General features: G+C 63.9%; 14 protein-coding genes and 1 pseudogene. 1 reads left to right on the forward strand and 14 read right to left on the reverse strand.

Translation table 11 applies throughout. The annotated features are described in order from the left end of the window. Positions 1–205: 205 nt before the first annotated feature. The 14 genes and pseudogenes from L4G42_RS04075 to L4G42_RS04140 form a co-directional block, all read right to left on the reverse strand. Positions 206–1,180 carry an alpha/beta hydrolase gene (locus L4G42_RS04075; RefSeq protein ID WP_237252621.1) on the reverse strand — a complete coding sequence of 325 codons (975 nt, stop codon included), beginning with the start codon at positions 1,178–1,180 and terminating at the stop codon, positions 206–208. 73 nt (positions 1,181–1,253) lie between these two features. Beyond that, on the reverse strand, positions 1,254–1,889 hold the full coding sequence (locus tag L4G42_RS04080; RefSeq protein ID WP_237252622.1) for a LysE family translocator: 636 nt from the start codon (positions 1,887–1,889) through the stop codon (positions 1,254–1,256). Positions 1,890–2,130: 241 nt separating this feature from the next. Further along, positions 2,131–4,470: a type II secretion system secretin GspD gene (gene gspD, locus L4G42_RS04085; RefSeq protein WP_237252624.1), complete on the reverse strand. Its 2,340-nt coding sequence runs from the start codon at positions 4,468–4,470 to the stop codon at positions 2,131–2,133. Continuing rightward, positions 4,467–4,982, reverse strand: coding sequence for a general secretion pathway protein GspN (locus L4G42_RS04090; protein ID WP_237252626.1), 516 nt, complete (start codon positions 4,980–4,982; stop codon positions 4,467–4,469). Before L4G42_RS04090 ends, gspD begins: the two co-directional genes overlap by 4 nt. 98 nt (positions 4,983–5,080) lie before the next feature. Continuing rightward, positions 5,081–5,671: pseudogene (gene gspM / locus L4G42_RS04095) on the reverse strand (type II secretion system protein GspM); the annotation flags it as partial. Beyond that, positions 5,661–6,692, reverse strand: coding sequence for a PilN domain-containing protein (locus L4G42_RS04100; RefSeq protein ID WP_237252628.1), 1,032 nt, complete (start codon positions 6,690–6,692; stop codon positions 5,661–5,663). The gene L4G42_RS04100 and the pseudogene gspM, both read right to left, overlap by 11 nt. Further along, positions 6,689–7,423: a type II secretion system protein GspK gene (locus L4G42_RS04105; protein WP_237260579.1), complete on the reverse strand. Its 735-nt coding sequence runs from the start codon at positions 7,421–7,423 to the stop codon at positions 6,689–6,691. The genes L4G42_RS04100 and L4G42_RS04105 overlap by 4 nt, the downstream gene beginning before the upstream one ends. Further along, positions 7,420–8,031: a prepilin-type N-terminal cleavage/methylation domain-containing protein gene (locus tag L4G42_RS04110; RefSeq protein ID WP_237252720.1), complete on the reverse strand. Its 612-nt coding sequence runs from the start codon at positions 8,029–8,031 to the stop codon at positions 7,420–7,422. The genes L4G42_RS04105 and L4G42_RS04110 overlap by 4 nt, the downstream gene beginning before the upstream one ends. Positions 8,032–8,042: 11 nt before the next feature. After that, positions 8,043–8,411 (reverse strand): type II secretion system protein, encoded by a 369-nt coding sequence (locus L4G42_RS04115; protein WP_272903933.1) that lies wholly within the window; start codon positions 8,409–8,411, stop codon positions 8,043–8,045. Beyond that, positions 8,408–8,845, reverse strand: coding sequence for a GspH/FimT family pseudopilin (locus L4G42_RS04120; protein WP_133770114.1), 438 nt, complete (start codon positions 8,843–8,845; stop codon positions 8,408–8,410). Before L4G42_RS04120 ends, L4G42_RS04115 begins: the two co-directional genes overlap by 4 nt. 1 nt (position 8,846) lies before the next feature. Further along, complete coding sequence (gspG, locus tag L4G42_RS04125; protein ID WP_065989019.1) at positions 8,847–9,272, reverse strand: type II secretion system major pseudopilin GspG; 426 nt, start codon at positions 9,270–9,272, stop codon at positions 8,847–8,849. Between the two features lie 10 nt (positions 9,273–9,282). Then, positions 9,283–10,485, reverse strand: coding sequence for a type II secretion system inner membrane protein GspF (gene gspF / locus L4G42_RS04130; protein WP_237252634.1), 1,203 nt, complete (start codon positions 10,483–10,485; stop codon positions 9,283–9,285). Positions 10,486–10,487: 2 nt separating this feature from the next. After that, a complete protein-coding gene (gspE, locus tag L4G42_RS04135) occupies positions 10,488–12,206 on the reverse strand; it encodes a type II secretion system ATPase GspE (RefSeq protein ID WP_237252721.1) in 1,719 nt (572 codons plus the stop codon). 94 nt (positions 12,207–12,300) lie between these two features. Then, positions 12,301–12,528: a hypothetical protein gene (locus L4G42_RS04140; protein WP_237252637.1), complete on the reverse strand. Its 228-nt coding sequence runs from the start codon at positions 12,526–12,528 to the stop codon at positions 12,301–12,303. A 435-nt stretch (positions 12,529–12,963) separates the two neighbouring features. Here L4G42_RS04140 and L4G42_RS04145 point away from each other — a divergent pair, with 435 nt between their 5' ends. After that, the gene (locus L4G42_RS04145) at positions 12,964–15,735 is read left to right on the forward strand and encodes a beta-glucosidase (RefSeq protein ID WP_419789330.1); all 2,772 of its coding nucleotides are present in this window, start codon (positions 12,964–12,966) and stop codon (positions 15,733–15,735) included. Positions 15,736–15,860: the final 125 nt, after the last annotated feature.

Consider the following 15,860-nt stretch of genomic DNA (forward strand, 5'->3'; position numbering starts at 1 on the left):
ACCAATTTTGCAGTGTGGCTGCCGACGCCTTCCCGGCTAAAGCCAGTCCTACAGGTCTGCGTCACGGCCAGATTCCACTGAATGCACGCGATTGCTTAGTAGGACCGGCTTTAGCCGGGAAGAGGCCGGTGTGCACGCCACCAATTTTGCAGTGTGGCTGCAGACGCCTTCCCGGCTAAAGCCGGTCCCACTAAAACCAAAGCGATCAACCCGCAGTGGACTGGATGCGCTGACGAATCCAGGCGCGGCTGTGTTCCAGCACGCGGTCGGCCATCATGGTGGGGAAATGGATGAAGCCGTGGGGCGCCTCGGGCAACAGGTGCACTTCGACGCCGGCGGTTTTTGCCCAGCGATCCGCCAATAGCAGGCTGTCATCGCGCAGCGGGTCCAGCTCGCCGACCCACATCAGCGCCGGCGGAAAGCCTGTGAAATCGCCATACAGCGGCGACAGCGGCGGTGCCTGACGCAAGGCATCGCTGATACCGGGCGTCAGAAGGCGCAGGGCGTCCACCATCCCCGGGCCGTCCAGCACCAGCGTGTCGGGGCCTGCCGTGCGCACGCTCGGCGTACCGGTCAGGTCGTAAACGCCGTAATAAAGCAGGGCGCCGCACACGCGCTTGAGCAGCTCGGGCCAGGCCTTGAGCTGCAGCAGGGTCGCCGCCGCCAGATGCCCGCCCGCCGATTCCCCGACGACGATCACCGGCAGTCCCGCGAACTCCGGGCAACCGTCACCCAGCAGCCAGCGTGCAGCCACCAGACAATCCTCCATCAGCCCTTCCACCGGCGTAGAAACGGCGAGCCGGTAATCGACCGAGACCACGGCCACATCGCACGCTCGCACCATCCCCATGTTGAGGTCGTCATTCATCTGCGGATTGCCGATCACCCAGCCGCCGCCGTGAATGTCCAGCACCACGCCTTTGGCCTTGCCCTTGGGCCGGATAATCCGCACTGGCACGCGATGACCGCCGACACTCGCCGTGGTGCTTTCGGCGTGCAGGCCATGGCGGGCCAGCTTGGCCGCGCCATTCAACTGGCCGACGCGCAACAGCGACTGAATCAAAAGCGGAGTGATGCGGTTGCGGATACGAAACCGCGGCAGCCAGGCCAGCTTCTTGTTGAACCGCCGCGCCTGCGCCAGTTCGTCGTCGTGAAAATGCAAACCGTCGTTGCTGTCCAATTGCGTGCTCTCTCTGGGGCTCACACCCGCAAGGGTTGGGTACTGTCTTGGTGTGCGCGGGCGGCTCAGAGTTTCACGTGCGCGAGTAAAGCAATTTGAGGCCGGCCGTGGCGTAAACCAGCGCGAGGGTGCCTTCGATCCAGCGCCGCGCCCTGCGGTAGGCGCGGATCATCGGCGCGGTCGAAAAGACAATGGCGTAGCCACAGAAGATGGTGACGCTGAGCACCGCGCAACCGGCGAGGATGATTGCGACGGTTTGCGGCGTCGCTTCTGCTCCCAACCCCAGCGTCATCGTCGCCACCCAGCCCAGCAGCGCCTTGGGGTTGGTGAGGTGCATGAGCAGGCCACGCTGGTAGAGGCGCGAGCCTGAGAGGACCGGTGCATTAGCGATCTCGCGCTCGACCTTTTCAGTGGATCTCAGCGCGGAGCGGGCCGCTTCGAACGCGAGAAACAGCAGGTAGGCGCCCCCGAGGATCTTCAGCAGGGTGAGCGCCTGGGCGTATTGCGTCAGCACGGCGGAAACACCGGTGGCCGCCATCGAACCCCAGAAAAACGACCCGCTGACCACGCCTGCCGCCAGCATCAGCGCCGGGCGTCGGCCCCGGTGCATGGCCACGCCCATGATGCGCATGTTGCTCGGCCCCGGACTCGCCGCGCCGACGATGTAGGCGGTGTACACCAGCAGAAGGTGATGGAGATCGAACGGCATGGGCCTTGGTCCTTTAAGGTCGTGACGGGGGTCGTTGGAAAAATCTGTTTTACCACGGAGCTGCGGATTGCCAAGCGCGCAATGACTTCGGTTGATCGTGCCCACGCTCTGCGTGGGTATGCCTACCATGACGCTCCGCGTCATCCCGCCCCTGACCTTAACCAGCCTACAGCGAAGGGACGCGGAGCGTCCGGGGCGGCATTCCCACGCGGAGCGTGGGAACGATCAACAGGTACTGGACTTACCGGGTACTCATCGGCGGCGTCGGCTTGATCAACTGCAACTGCTGCCGATAATCATCGGTCACCTGCCGCGCCTGGCTGTTGCTGGTGATGACCCGTGGGGTGATGAGCACGACCAGCTCGGTGCGTTTCTTGCTCTTGCTGGTGTTGCCGAACAGCCAGCGCAGGCCGGGGATGGCGCCCAGGTAAGGCACGGCGGCCACGGTTTCAGCGTTGTCCTGTTTGATCAGGCCGCCGAGCAACACCGTCTGCCCGCTCTGCACCGCGACCTGGGTGGACACCGACCGCGTCGAGATCCGCGGGTTGCCGTTGGCGTCAGTGGTCGTGTCGTTGGCATCGCTGACCTGCTGCTGAATGTCCATGTACACCAGGCCGCCCGGATTGATGCGCGGCACGACGTCGAGGATGACCCCGGTCTGCACGTATTCAACGCTGCTGAGGGTGGCGGTGGTGGTCGAGGTGTTGACCGTGGTCTGGCTGATCGGGATGTTGTCGCCGACCTGGATCTGCGCCTGCTGGTTGTTCATCACTACCAGCGACGGCGCCGACAGCACCTGCGTGCGGCCGCTGGTTTCCAGGGCGTGAAGGGCGATCTGCAGGTTATTGCTGACGAAGGAATAAAACAGCGAATCGTTGGCGCCAAGGCCGGCGCCGCCACCACCCAGTGCGCCCTGACTGCCGGCGGTGTTCGCCACGGTGGTGCTGGTGGAATTGCCGGCCAGACGGCCGAGGTACCACTGCACGCCAAGGTCCAGCTCACCGGTCAGATTCACTTCAAGAATCCGCGTCTCGATCTGCACCTGCATCGGCGCGTTGTCCAGCCGCTTGATGGCGGATTCGATCTCGGCCCACTGGGCCGGGCGTGTGCGGATCAGCAACTGGTTGCTGCTCTGCTGCGCGGTGATGCGGGTGCTGTCGTCCAGACGCTTGCTGGCGCCAGACCCGCTGGAAGCCGCGTCCGCGCTGTCGCTCTGACTGCTGCTGTCGGCGCTGTCCTCGGAGGTTTCGCCATCCTGCTCTTCATCACCTTGCTGAGTGCCGTTCTGCAAACCACCATTGGCCCCACCCATGCCCGAGCCCATGCCGCCACCGATCCCGGAGGAGCTGCCGCTCAGGCCCTGACCACTGCCGCTCAGGCCGCCGCTGCTGCCGGTGCCGCTGCCGTTGAGCGATGACAGCGAACGCGTGCGCAGGCCCGGTGCGACCTTGGCCGCGCTGTCGTCCTTGATCTGGCCGTTGCCGTAAATCTGCCGCAGGTATTTGGCCAGGTCCGTGGCCTTCATGTTGCGCACGTCGTAGACGTACATCTGCGGCTCGTTGCCGCCACCTTCGTCGATGGTGTGAATCCAGTCACCGACTTCGCTCAGGTAACGTGGCTGCGAGGAAATCGCCACCACCGAGTTGGTCCGCTCGATGGGCAGAAACTTGACCATGCCCGCCAACGGCATGCCGCTGTCCGGGCCGAACATCTTCTGCAGCTCGGGCATCAGCTCGCCGACGCTGGCGCGTTGCAGGCCATAGACGGCGATGGACATGCCCTTGAGCCAGTCGACGTCGAAGGTGTCGATGGTGTCCTGATAGTTGGCCAGTTCATCCGGCGTACCGGCGAGGCTCAACACGTTGCGCGCCGGATCGACCAGCAAAAAAGCGTTGTCACGGGCGAAGGGTTTGAGCAGCTTCTGCATCTCGGTGGCCGAGATAAAGCGCAACGGGAACAGCCGTGCTGACAGCCCGGTGGACGGTCGCGCCACAGGCATTTCCGGCACCAGCTTGCCGGCAACGGCCTGATTGGCCGGCAGGATCACGTAACGGTCGCCCTGGCGGATCATTGCGTTGTCGGTCCACGACAGCAGCGTTTCGAGAATCGACAGCGCCTGCTGTTTGTTCACCGGTTGCGAGGTCGAAAAGCTGACGTCGCCTTTCACGCCCTGATTGATGCTGTAGTTCTCGTGCAGCAAATCGCCGAGCACGGTGTTGATCACCGCTTCGATGGGCTGGTTGGCGAAGTTGAAGGTGATGTCGCCGGCGGCCGCCGACGCGCCTTTTCCACTCGCGCCGGTCTGGGCCGAGCCCGCACCGCGCACGAACGTCTGGTTGCCACGAATGATCTGCTGGCGCGCGGGCGCAGGCTTGGCGCCGGGGTTGTTCGGGCTCGGCGCTTCGACCGGGTCGCTGACCGGGCCTCGCTGCGAGCCGGTGCCATTGAGTGCTTCCTGCATCAGGGCCGGATCGTTTTCGAAACGTTCCGGGGTGGAAGCGCATCCGGCCAGGGCCACGGCGGTGGCCAGGCACAACAACGGGCTGCGCAAACGGGAAAACTCAGGGGTGCGATTGTTCATGGTGTGGGTACGTTTGGAAGGGTAATAGGGGGGACGTTCGACGGCGGCGGCAGGCGCAGCAGGGGCAGGCGCAGTTCGCGGGTCTGGCCCTGATGGCTGAAAACGGCTTGCTGCGGCGTGACCGACTCCAGGGTCCAGCCGTTGTCCAGTGTGCTGCCGACGGCCAGCTTCAGACGGCGCTTCTGCGGCAGTTGCAGCAGCACCCACTGTGAAGCGCCATCGATGATCACGCCGCTCAGGCTGATGCCGTCCAGGGACGAGGCCTGGGATTTGCCGGTGACCAGATCGGGCTTGCGGTCCGGGCTGAACATCGATTGCTGCCACGTCAGCGTGAGGGCTTGGGCCGGTAGCGCAGGCAGTGCAGCAGGCCCGGCCGTTGGCGTGGCTTCGCGCGCTTCGCCGGCCGGCAACCAGTCAATGTCCTGACCGGCGCCGGTGCTCAGGCTGACGGCGACAGCAGCGAGGACAACCGTGGCCGCGCCGAGGGCGAGGGTGAGAGAGTCGAACTTCATGCGTCAGGCTCCTCGGTGGACTGCTCGGATGGATCGGGCTGCTGCCTTTCGGGCTGCGGCTCGGCGGCTGGCGCTTTCGACGGCAGCGCCTTGCGCGGCGCGGCCTGCTGCAGATAACCGCGCAACAGCAGATGCACCTGCAAGCGTCCGGCACCGCCACTGGCAGGGGCCGCGGTGGCGCGGCGAATGCTCAGGTTGTCGATGAACAGAAACGGCTGGCCGTATTCCAGTTTGTGCAGCAAACCCACCAACGGCTCCATGGCGCAGTCCAGGGTCAGGCTGACTTTGACCTGACGGTACGGCTCGGCACTGTCGCGCTCGGGGGTGATCGGCATGCGCTGGGTGACCTGGCAGCCGGGGCCCTGATCGGCGTGGGCCTTGACCAGATCGAGACTGCGTTGCATCAGATCGGCCGCCACGGCGCTGGGGTCTTCGCCGGGCAACAGGCTGCTGCGGCTCGACGGGTCGCGGCGGGCCGCCTGCAACTGCTGCTCAAGGCTCTCGCGCTGAGCGAGCGCGCCGGCGTAGCGTTGCTCTTGGTGGCGCAGGGTGTCGGCCTGATCCTGCAGGTCGCTCAACGGGTCAAGAAACCAGCTCTGCACCAGCAGCCACCACGCCGCCCACAGCACCAGGGCCAGAGCAATCAGCGCGGCGCCGCGACGTTCACGCGGGGTCAGTTCACGGCGCATCGGCAGCCTCCTTGCGCAACTGGGCGCGCAGGGAAAAGCGCTCTTTGCCGGTCTGCGCGTCGGGTTGAATGATCCCCTGGAACTGCGCGTCGGTGAGGGTGCGGCAGTCTTTCATGCGGCTGATGAGCGCGCTGGCCTTGGCGCTCTGGCCGGTGATCGACACGCTGCCGCCGTCGGCAATCTCCAGCTGCTCGACCCAGGTGTCGGCGCCCAGGCAACCCGTCAGGTCAGCCAGCACGCTGGAAGTGGTCGGCTGCGCGGCCTTTTGCTGGGCCAGATAGCGCGCGGCGCCCTGGGTGTTGATCAGCTCGCGGCGCAGGTTCTGCACGGCTTGCACCTGGCTGCGTTGCTCGTCGACGTGTTGTTGCATCGCTTCCACCTGGGCCGTGCGCGCGTCCAGCCAGAGCACCATGCAGGTCAGCAGCAAGGCGCCACAGACCACGGCGAGGAAACGCGGCAGGCGTGCGGAGCCTGCAACCGCGGGCTTCAGTTCTGTCGGCAGCAGATCAATGTTCAGCCGATCGCCGTTTGCGTTGCGCGCGTCCACCCCATACAGCGACAGGCCACGTGCCTTGCAGATGTCGATGATCGGCTGCAAACGCTCGCGCAACACCGCCACCAGCAGCACTTGCGCCAGGGTTTTGCCCTTGGCGGTGACACGCGCGACGTACTGCATCTGCTCGCGGGGGTAGGGCGTGTACTTGTCCAGCTCGAAACCGACCACGCTGTGCAGATCGCGCAGCGCCGCCAGCGGCAGTTGCAACGGCTGCGCCAGCACCATGCCGGCCGGGAGCATCAGGATCAACCGCTCGCCGGTCTCGTGGGCAATGTGCTCGGGCAACGGCCAGTCGATCAGCCGCTCGCGCACCTGAGGCATCAGCCGTGCGCGGACGCCGGCCGGGAGCATCGTCTGCAACTCGTTCAGCCAGGCCTGCCACAGATGGTGCGCCGGGCTGTCGCGCCACTGACTGCGCACCCGGGCCTGCAAGGGCGCCAGGTGCTGTAAAAGTGATTGCTTCATTCTTGCCAACGCAGAACGCGATACGGTCGCGCTCCCTCCTTCGATGGGTTCAATAACAACGTGACGTTGAGCGTCGTGGTGTAACCGCCGGGCAATGTCGCCTGGCTTCGAATACTGATGACCGGCCCTGCGTCTTCGCTGGCAGGTCCCGCTTGAGGCAGACCCAACGCTTGCCGCAGCCAGGGCGACGCCATGCGCGGATCGGGCGTGGTCAGGCCGCTCCACAACGTCACGTGCGGGCTGGCGCACTGGTACAGCGGCTGGCCGATGCCCTGCAGTTCCCGAACTTCCTCGACCATCCGCAGCGGCGCCCGGCCACCGCCGCGACGCTGCTCCAGACCCTGCGCCACTTGCCGCGCCAGGTCCGGATTCGCCCCGCACGCCACCAGCAGGCGGGTGAAGGATTCAGCCGGCGCCGCGTTGAGGTCGAGCTTGCCTGTCTCGCTGCCCAGACTCACCGCCAGCGCGGCGTCCTCGAAACGCAATCCGTGGGGCTGGTTGTCGGCTTTCCAGTGCCGTACCGGGTCGCGGTCCAGCTGAGCCAGCACCGCCATGCCGATGCCGGCCTCCGCCGCGAGTACTGCCTGGGTGTGCTGGCGTTGCCATAGCGCCTGGCGGTTCTGCAGGTGTACCGAGCCGAGCAAGCCGGCAAGGAGGGTGCTGAGCAGCGCCAGTACCCACAACACCAGGAGCAGCGCCACGCCGCGTTGGTTTTCGCCACGGCCTTTCATAACGTGTGCGCCTCGCCGGACAGATCCAGACGCAGGTTGATGCTCTGCAGCGGCCACGGCACGGGACCGGCCAGTTGCGCGTTGATGCGCACGCTGATCGGCAATCGTCCTGGCCACGGCCAGTGATCCAGCCACGCCGTGGATTCACCGGTGGGCGACACGCCGCGGTAACTCAATTGCAGCGAGCGCACTTCATGCAACAACACCTGGGGCTCTTCGGCCGGCAGCAAGGCCTGACCGCGCAACCGCTCCAGGCTAATCTGCAAACGCTGACCGGCCGCCAGCGTCACGCTGTGCCGGTACAAACCGCCGCCCAGGGTGGCGGGCAGCGGCGCATAGAAACTCATGGCCTGGGCGTCGCCCTCGAACACTGGCGCCTGGCCGGGCTCGGATCCGCTGGCCGCCAGGGGCAGCGCCTGGCTGATGGCGCTGCGCAGAAAATTCTGCGTCGAACGTATTTCATCGAGCCGCGTGCTGTAACGCTCGGCCTTGGCCATGGCGCGGTTGGCCCCGGTGATCGCGGCGCCGACCATCGTCAGCAGCACGCCGAGCAGGCTCAGCACCACCAACACTTCGAGCAAGGTAAAACCCTTGCTTGGGCGGGTCATTGAGCCGCGGGTCATCGAGCGGCACCCGAGTCTGAGCTGCGCACTTGCAGGCTGCTGTAATGGGCGCGGCGCGCTCCGTCGCTCACCTCAAGGTCCAGCCGCCACGCCGTCGCCGGGCTGTTGCCCCGGGGCAGCGCGCTGACATCCATCTGCCAGTTCACGCCGCTCCAGCGACCTTCGGTCCGACCCGGCTGCAAGCGACCGGCGCTGGCCTCATCCATCAGCGAACGCGCGGCCAGACTCAGCCGGTCACTGCGTTGCGCCTGCTGCAAGGCCCGCGCGCTCTGCCCGAACGCCACCACCAGCACGCTGCTGCACACCGCCAGCACAGCCAGGGCGGCGAGCATTTCCAATAATGTGAAACCGCGCTGACGCCTCAATTGAGCGTGCGCAACTGAACGTTGCCGGTCAGCCAGTTGATGTCGACGCGCCAGTGTTTGTCGCCCCGGGCCAGCAGCAGATGGCCGCCGCTGGAACCGCCGTCGGGATAGAACTCGAACGCCGGGCCCAGGCCGTCGGCGGTCTGCAATTGCACGCGCATGTCGGTGGGCAATTGCACCGGCTTCAGGTGCGGGCCCTGAAGCCGACCGTTGCGAAGATCAAAGCGCGTCTGCGCCGGTTGCCCGGTGACGATCGCCTGCACCCGCGCCGCCCGCAGCGATTGCACCACTTCGCTCAACGCCCGGCGCTCACTGGCCGCGTGCAAACCCCGCCCCACGCCGAAGCTCACCAGGCCGACGCTGATGCCGATCAGAACGATCACCACCAGCAATTCGAACAGGGTGAAGCCGCGGGCGCGGGGCAGGGCGCGCATGTTATTCCCAGTTACCGATGTCAGCCTTGTAGCCGTCACCGCCAGGCTGGCCGTCCTGACCAAAGAAGATCAGGTCAAAGCTGCCGTGCTCGCCCGGGTAGCGGTAGCCGAACGCGTGGCCGAACGGGTCTTTGAGGTCCGAAGGCTTGGCGTACGGGCCGGCCCAACCGGTAGCGTTGGCCGGCTTGGTCACCAGCTGCTGCAGATTGGCCGGCGGCGTACCGACGTCCAGGCCGTAGCTTTCGACCTTCATGCCGAGGCTGGCGAGTTGCGCCTTGCCTGCGCCGTATTTGCCCTTGTCGACGTTGCCGCCGACCTGACGCACGACGATGGTGGCGACAATGCCCAGCAGCACGATCACGGCGAGCATTTCCAGCAGGGTGAAACCGCCCTGGCGACGGCCTTGGGCAGCGTTGAATCGGGACATGTGTATTTCCTCAAATGTTACTGGTAAGGCTCATCAGCGGCAGCATGATGGCGAGCATGATCACCGCGACCATGACGGCCATGACGACGGTCAGGCTGGGCACCAGCGCGGCGAGCAGACGGTCGATACCGCGCTTGGCTTCGACGTCGAACACGTCGGCGACCTTGAGCAGCATGCCGTCCAGGTTGCCGGCCTGTTCGCCGACTTCGATCATCTGCAGGGCCAGTTCCGGCAGCAGCGGCTGCTCGCCGAACGCCTGGGCCAGCGTGCCACCACCCTTGACCCACTCCGTGGCCTGCTCGACCTGCGCGCGCAGGGCGTAGTTGCCGCACACCTGACGGACAATGGTCATCGCCTGCAACAGCGCGACGCCGTTGCTCAGCAGCGTGCCGAGGGTTCGCGCCAGACGCGCGGCTTCGATCCGCTGCAACAGCGGGCCGATGACTTTAATAAAGAGCAGGCGCCGGTCGTGACGCTGACGTCGCTGGGGATCGCGGCGCAGCACCGCGACGGTCCAGATCAGCCCGACGATGGCGCCAAGCAACAGCAATCCGTAGGCGCTGAGAAATTCCCCCAGCCACAGAATCGCCTGGGTGATGAACGGGATCGGCACGCCCAGATCACGAAAGATCGGCACGAACTGCGGCACCACGTAGGCCAGCAGCAGGGCCAGCGAACCCAGCACGCCGACCACCAGAAAGATCGGGTAGATCAGCGCATTGATCACTTCGCCGCGCAGCATCTGACTGCGCTCCAGGTACTCGCTGAGCTGACGCAGGGTGTTTTCCAGGGACCCGCCGGCTTCGCCTGCACGGACCATGCTGATGTACAGGCTGGAAAACTGGCCGTGCTCTTCTTCCAGCGCCTGGCTCAACGGTTTGCCGGCCTTGACCTGTTCGCGAATCCGTTCGAGCAGCGCCTGGCGCTTGGGCTCGTGGGTCTGCTTGAGGAGGATGGTCAGGGCGCGCTCGAGTGGCTGGCCGGCACCGAGCAGGGTCGCCAGTTGCTGGGTGAAGCTCACCAGCGCCGCGCCGTTCATCGCACCCCGGCGCATGGCCGCGCGCAGACCGCTGTTGGTGCTGGCCTCAAGGCTGAGCAGCAACAGGCCGCGTTTGTGCAGGGCCGATGTCGCGGCGTTCTGATCGGCCGCTTCGAGGGTGCCGTGTTGGGCGACGCCGTCGGCATCCAGTGCGCGGTATTTGAAGTGGGCCATGGTCAGTCGCCACGCGTGACGCGCAGCACCTCTTCAAGGGAGGTCACGCCGTCCACGGCCTGACGCAGGCCTTCTTCATACAGCGTGCGCAGGCCACCACGGCGCGCCGCTTGCTCAAGTGTCGAGGCGTCGGCCTGACGCATCAGCAGGCCGCGCAGTTCTTCATTCATGACCAGCAATTCGGTGATGGCGCTGCGGCCGTAATAACCGCCGCCAGGCAATTCGCTGGCGGGGCGGTACAGCATGATCGGGCGCTGATCGGTGAAGCGATCCAGACCGTGCTCGGCGACCAGTTCCGGCGGCGCTTCGAAGGCGACGCGCGTGAGCGGATCGAGCCTGCGCACCAGCCGCTGGGCCAGAATGCCTTTGACGGTGGAGGCGATCAGGTAGCTTTCAACACCCATGTCCAGCAACCGCGTGATACTCGCGGCGGCACTGTTGGTGTGCAGGGTCGAGAGCACCAGGTGCCCGGTCAGGGACGATTGAATGGCGATGCGGCAGGTTTCGAGGTCGCGCATCTCGCCGATCATGATCACGTCTGGGTCTTGCCGGACGATGGAGCGCAGGGCGCCGGCGAAGTCCAGGCCAATGGCCGGCTTGACCTGAATCTGGTTGATGCCCTCAAGCTGATACTCGACCGGATCTTCAACGGTGATGATCTTGCGCTCGGCGGTGTTGAGCCGTGACAACGCGGTGTACAGCGTGGTGGTTTTGCCGGAACCGGTGGGACCGGTAACCAGCAGAATGCCGTGGGGATTTTCCAGCACGTCGAGGAAGTTCTGCAGGCGCTCGCCGTCCATGCCCAGGCTGGGGAAGTCGAAACTGACGGTCTGCCGATCCAGCAGACGCATCACCACCGATTCACCGAAACTGGTGGGCACCGTACTCACCCGCAGGTCCAGCTCTTTACCCTGAATGCGCAGCATGATGCGGCCGTCCTGGGGCAGGCGACGCTCGGCGATGTCCAGTCGGGCCATGATCTTCAGTCGCGAAATGATCGCTGCTGACGAACTGGACGGTGGTGCCTCGGCTTCGTGAAGCACGCCGTCGATGCGATAGCGCACTTTCAGCTGGCTCTCGAACGGCTCTATATGAATGTCGGAGGCGCGTTGCTCGACGGCCCGCTGCAGGATCAGGTTGACCAGCCGGATCACCGGCGCCTCGGACGCGAGGTCCTTGAGGTGCTCGATGTCTTCTTCGGCGCCGCCGTGCTCGTCGAGGGTCTCGATCAGCGAGCCCATGGCCGAACGGCCCTGGCCGTAATAACGCTCGATCAGCCCGTCGACCTCACTGCCAGCACCCACTGACACGTACACCGGCGCCTGGCAGGCGTAGGCCACGGCGTCCAGCCCGTAGGCATTGCCCGGGTTGGCGGCCAGCACATGCACGCCATCGGCATGGGCGCCGATGGGCAGCAGGCGATAGTGGCGCAGGAAGCGTTCGCTCAATTCCGGCAAAGGCTCGCCGGACAGCGTCACGTTTTCCGCCAGCAGCAGCGGCGCCTGCAGCGTCGAGGCCCACGCCCGGGCCAGGTCCAGTTCCGAGACCAGCCCCAGACGGGTCAGCAATTCCGTCAGCGAACTGCCTTCGGATTCCTGGGCCAGTCGCTGTGCCCGTTCCAGATCGCCTGTCTTGAGCCCGGCATTGGCCAACAGCCAGGCACACAGCGCTTCGGCCGAGTGCGCGGTCAGTTGTTGGCTATTGATCGGTGACAGTTTTATGGACACAGCGGGGATTCAAATAAGTGAGGCCTCTGACGAGACCTCGTGGTGATGAATAAAACAGCGGTAATAAAGCAGCAACTAAACGTATGCGTTAGTTTGTCGCAGACGACGTGTTAGCGGTCGGACGCCCCCGCTTGTTTTCATCAGCCTGATTCTGTTTGGTGGCTTTCTTCACGGCTTTTGCATCTTGTGTCTGGGTCATGACAGTAGAATCTGCTGCGCCGGAAACGTTTTCCTGAGTATCGGAATCAGCGGCCATGGTTGCAGTTGCAAACGACAGGGTCAGTGCGGCGATGGCGCCCAGTACTGGCAGTTTCATGTGATGTTTCTCCAATGTTTTTCAGGTGTTTGAAATGATCGCAACGCTGGCGTGCAGCGCGGGCTCACCGCTCGTATCGGGGTTAAACCCAGTGTTTACGGGGTTTCAGGCGTCGAACGGTGAAAATTGCTAAACCTACAGACCTGTAGGTTTAGCAAGAGTTCAGATGATGTATCAAAAAATGTCGAGTTTGTTCGAGATTGATTTTTTTGTTTGACATCAATTGAAAACAATTGCCTTAATTTAAACGTCTCGGGCAATGCTCGTGCAGTTCGTTGGCTCATCGCCATTAACGTTAGTTAAAGAAGATCATATCGCCCCTACTCATCGTCCTGTTGTAACGCCACTTTCCGTTTGCCGATGTTTTTTCGAGAAACTTCGGTATAGGCAGCGTATTGCCTGAAACAAAGGCTTGTGGCGTGTCAACTGCGACAAATGAGCGCGGGTGATACTTGGAGAGCGTCCCCTATGCGAAACCGTACATCTTTTGGTGCCCACTCGGCACTGGCTTTGTTGAGCCTGGCCATCTGCCACGCCAACGCAGCCGACACCACGACCCAAGAGCAACTGGCGGCCAAGGAACTGCGCGCTGACAAAGCGGCAGAAAAAACCCTGGCGAAGATGACTCAGGAAGAAAAGCTGGCCTACATCGGCGGCATCGGTGGTTGGGACGTCAAGCCGCTCACCCAGTATGGCGTACCACAGATCCACGGCGCTGACGGCGGCGCAGGCATCCGTTACACCAGCGAAGGCAACGATCCGGGCGTGGTCTATCCGTCCGGCCCGAACCTGGCTTCCACCTTCAACCCGCGCCGCGCCATCGATTTCGGCCGCGCCCTGGGCTACGACACCGCCAGCGGCGGCTACCAGTTCGTCACCGGCCCAGGCATGAACCTGTACCGCATGCCATGGAGCGGTCGTGCCTTCGAATACCTCTCCGGCGAAGACCCGTTCCTCGGCGCCAGCCTGGGCCCTGCGGTGATCAACGGTATCCAGCAGCGTCGCGTCTGGGCGGAAGCCAAGCACTACGCCGGTAACGACCAGGAAACCAACCGCTTCATCCTCAATCAGGTCATGCCTGAGCGCGTCCTGCGCGAGATGACCCTGCCGCCGTTCGAATCCGCCACCAAGAACAGCACCGTGGCGATGATGATGTGCTCGTTCCAGAAAGTGAACGGCGAGTACGCCTGTGAGAACAAGCACCTGATCGCCGACATCCTGAAGAAGGAATGGGGCTTCAAGGGCCTGGTGCAGAGCGACTACAACGCCGTGGTTCACGGTCTGCCAGCGGCACAGGCCGGCACCGACCTGGACATGATGGGCGGCCAGATGAACAGTTCGGTGCTCAAGCCGTATCTGGACAGCGGCGAGCTGGACATGGCGACCATCGACGACAAGGTCCGCCGCATCCTGAAGAACGTCTACCTGTACCAGTTCGACAAGTTCGCACCCCTGACCACGCACAACATGAACAGCGCCACCAGCAACAAGGTCGCTCTGAACATCGCTCGCGAAGGCATCGTGCTGCTGAAAAACCAGGGCGACGTGCTGCCACTGGACAAGAACAAGGTCAAGCGCATCGCCGTCGTTGGCGACCTGGCCAAGTACGCGCCGCCGACCGGTTTCGGCAGTGCCCACGTTGACGCCACCCGTTACATCAGCGAGCTGAGCGGTCTGCGTCAGATCGCCCCGGGCGCCCAGGTCGAGTTCCTCGACACCCTGTCCCTCGATCCAACGGCCATGCACTGGACCACCACCGACAGCAAAGGCAACGCTGTCGCTGGCATGAAGACCGAGTACTTCAACAACGCCACCTGGTCCGGCGACCCGTCGGCCACCCAGATCGACACCTACGTCAATCTGGACTGGTCCACCGACACCGTGCCGAGCAACGGTGACACCGCCAACACTTCCATTCGCTGGAGCGGTCAGGTCACCCCGACCATCAGCGGCGACCAGGTCTTCAAAGTGCGTGCCGACGGCGCAGTGCGTCTGTGGGTGAACGGCGAGAAGGTCATCGACAACGGCGACGGTGAGAACATCACCAACAAAAGCATTCCGCCGACCATCCCTGTTTCCGGCAAGATCAAGCTGGAAGCCGGCAAGGCCTACGACGTGAAGCTTGAGTACTCGCGCCGTGACGGTTACCTGTCGACCATGGGCGGCCTGGTGGGCGTGCAGATGTCGACCGCTTCGCTGACCGCACCTTCTGACCTGTCGCAATACGACGCGGTCGTGGTTGCCGTGGGTAACAGCGCTGAATACGAAGGTGAAGGTTTCGACCACAGCTTCGATCTGCCTGAGTACCAGAACGAGCTGATCCAGAACATCGCCAAGGCCAATCCCAACACCGTAGTGACCATGCACGGCGGTACCGCGCTGAAAATGAGCGACTGGATCGACCAGGTTCCGGCTGCGCTGCACGCCTTCTACCCGGGTCAGAACGGTGGTCAGGCCCTGGCCGAGATCCTGTTCGGCAAGGTCAACCCGTCGGGCAAGCTGCCGATCAGTATCGAGCGCAACATCGAAGACAATCCGCTGTACAAGGATTTCCCGAACTTCGACAACACCCGCACGCTGAAAGAAATCACTTACGCCCACGACCTGACCATGCTCGGCTACCGTGGCTACGACAAGACCAACACCAAACCGCTGTTCGCGTTCGGTCACGGCCTGTCGTACACCCAGTTCACCTACAACAACATCTCGGTCACCCCGGGCGTTGCAGTGGGCAACACGCCGATCAAGGTCTCATTCGACCTGACCAACAGCGGCAAGCGTGCCGGTTCCGAAGTCGCCGAGCTGTACGTCGGCCAGCAGAACCCGAAAGTCGAGCGCGCCGTCAAAGAGCTGAAAGGCTACAAGAAGGTCTTCCTGCAGCCAGGCGAAACCCGTCACGTCACCATCGAACTCAACGATCGTTCGCTGGCGTACTTCGACGAGGCGAGCAAGCAGTGGGTGATTGATGCCGACACCTTCAACATCAGCCTGGGCGCGGCCTCGGACGACATCCGTCTGAATGCCAAGCTGGTCAACTCGTTCCGTCAGGAACTGTCGACCACCACCAGCAACCCGCTGCCACGTTCGGCGCTGAACTCGGTCAAAGTGACCCTGCCAGCGGTGAAGACCGGCGGTGTGCTTGATCAGACCGAAGACACCGACGCAGCCAATGGCAACACGGACTACGACGGCAACACCGAGTACTGAGTGATTGAAGCGGGAGAGGGCTGAGCAGTGGGCCGGCGTCGGGAACTGATCCCGGCGCTGGCTGAGGCCTGAACCCGAGTGACAAAGCATTGAGGCGATCCGGCCAGCCCGGATCGCCTCAATGC

Source organism: Pseudomonas petrae (assembly GCF_021728295.1).
Taxonomy (GTDB): domain Bacteria; phylum Pseudomonadota; class Gammaproteobacteria; order Pseudomonadales; family Pseudomonadaceae; genus Aquipseudomonas; species Aquipseudomonas petrae.

What these genes read in the sequence shown, in the direction of transcription:
- L4G42_RS04080 (WP_237252622.1), bottom strand. Translation starts at nt 1,889, where the DNA reads ATGCCGTTCGATCTCCATCACCTTCTGCTGGTGTACACCGCCTACATC.
- gspD (WP_237252624.1), bottom strand. Translation starts at nt 4,470, where the DNA reads ATGAACAATCGCACCCCTGAGTTTTCCCGTTTGCGCAGCCCGTTGTTG.
- L4G42_RS04090 (WP_237252626.1), bottom strand. Translation starts at nt 4,982, where the DNA reads ATGAAGTTCGACTCTCTCACCCTCGCCCTCGGCGCGGCCACGGTTGTC.
- L4G42_RS04100 (WP_237252628.1), bottom strand. Translation starts at nt 6,692, where the DNA reads ATGAAGCAATCACTTTTACAGCACCTGGCGCCCTTGCAGGCCCGGGTG.
- L4G42_RS04105 (WP_237260579.1), bottom strand. Translation starts at nt 7,423, where the DNA reads ATGAAAGGCCGTGGCGAAAACCAACGCGGCGTGGCGCTGCTCCTGGTG.
- L4G42_RS04110 (WP_237252720.1), bottom strand. Translation starts at nt 8,031, where the DNA reads ATGACCCGCCCAAGCAAGGGTTTTACCTTGCTCGAAGTGTTGGTGGTG.
- L4G42_RS04120 (WP_133770114.1), bottom strand. Translation starts at nt 8,845, where the DNA reads ATGCGCGCCCTGCCCCGCGCCCGCGGCTTCACCCTGTTCGAATTGCTG.
- gspG (WP_065989019.1), bottom strand. Translation starts at nt 9,272, where the DNA reads ATGTCCCGATTCAACGCTGCCCAAGGCCGTCGCCAGGGCGGTTTCACC.
- gspF (WP_237252634.1), bottom strand. Translation starts at nt 10,485, where the DNA reads ATGGCCCACTTCAAATACCGCGCACTGGATGCCGACGGCGTCGCCCAA.
- L4G42_RS04140 (WP_237252637.1), bottom strand. Translation starts at nt 12,528, where the DNA reads ATGAAACTGCCAGTACTGGGCGCCATCGCCGCACTGACCCTGTCGTTT.
- L4G42_RS04145 (WP_419789330.1), top strand. Translation starts at nt 12,964, where the DNA reads ATGAGCGCGGGTGATACTTGGAGAGCGTCCCCTATGCGAAACCGTACA.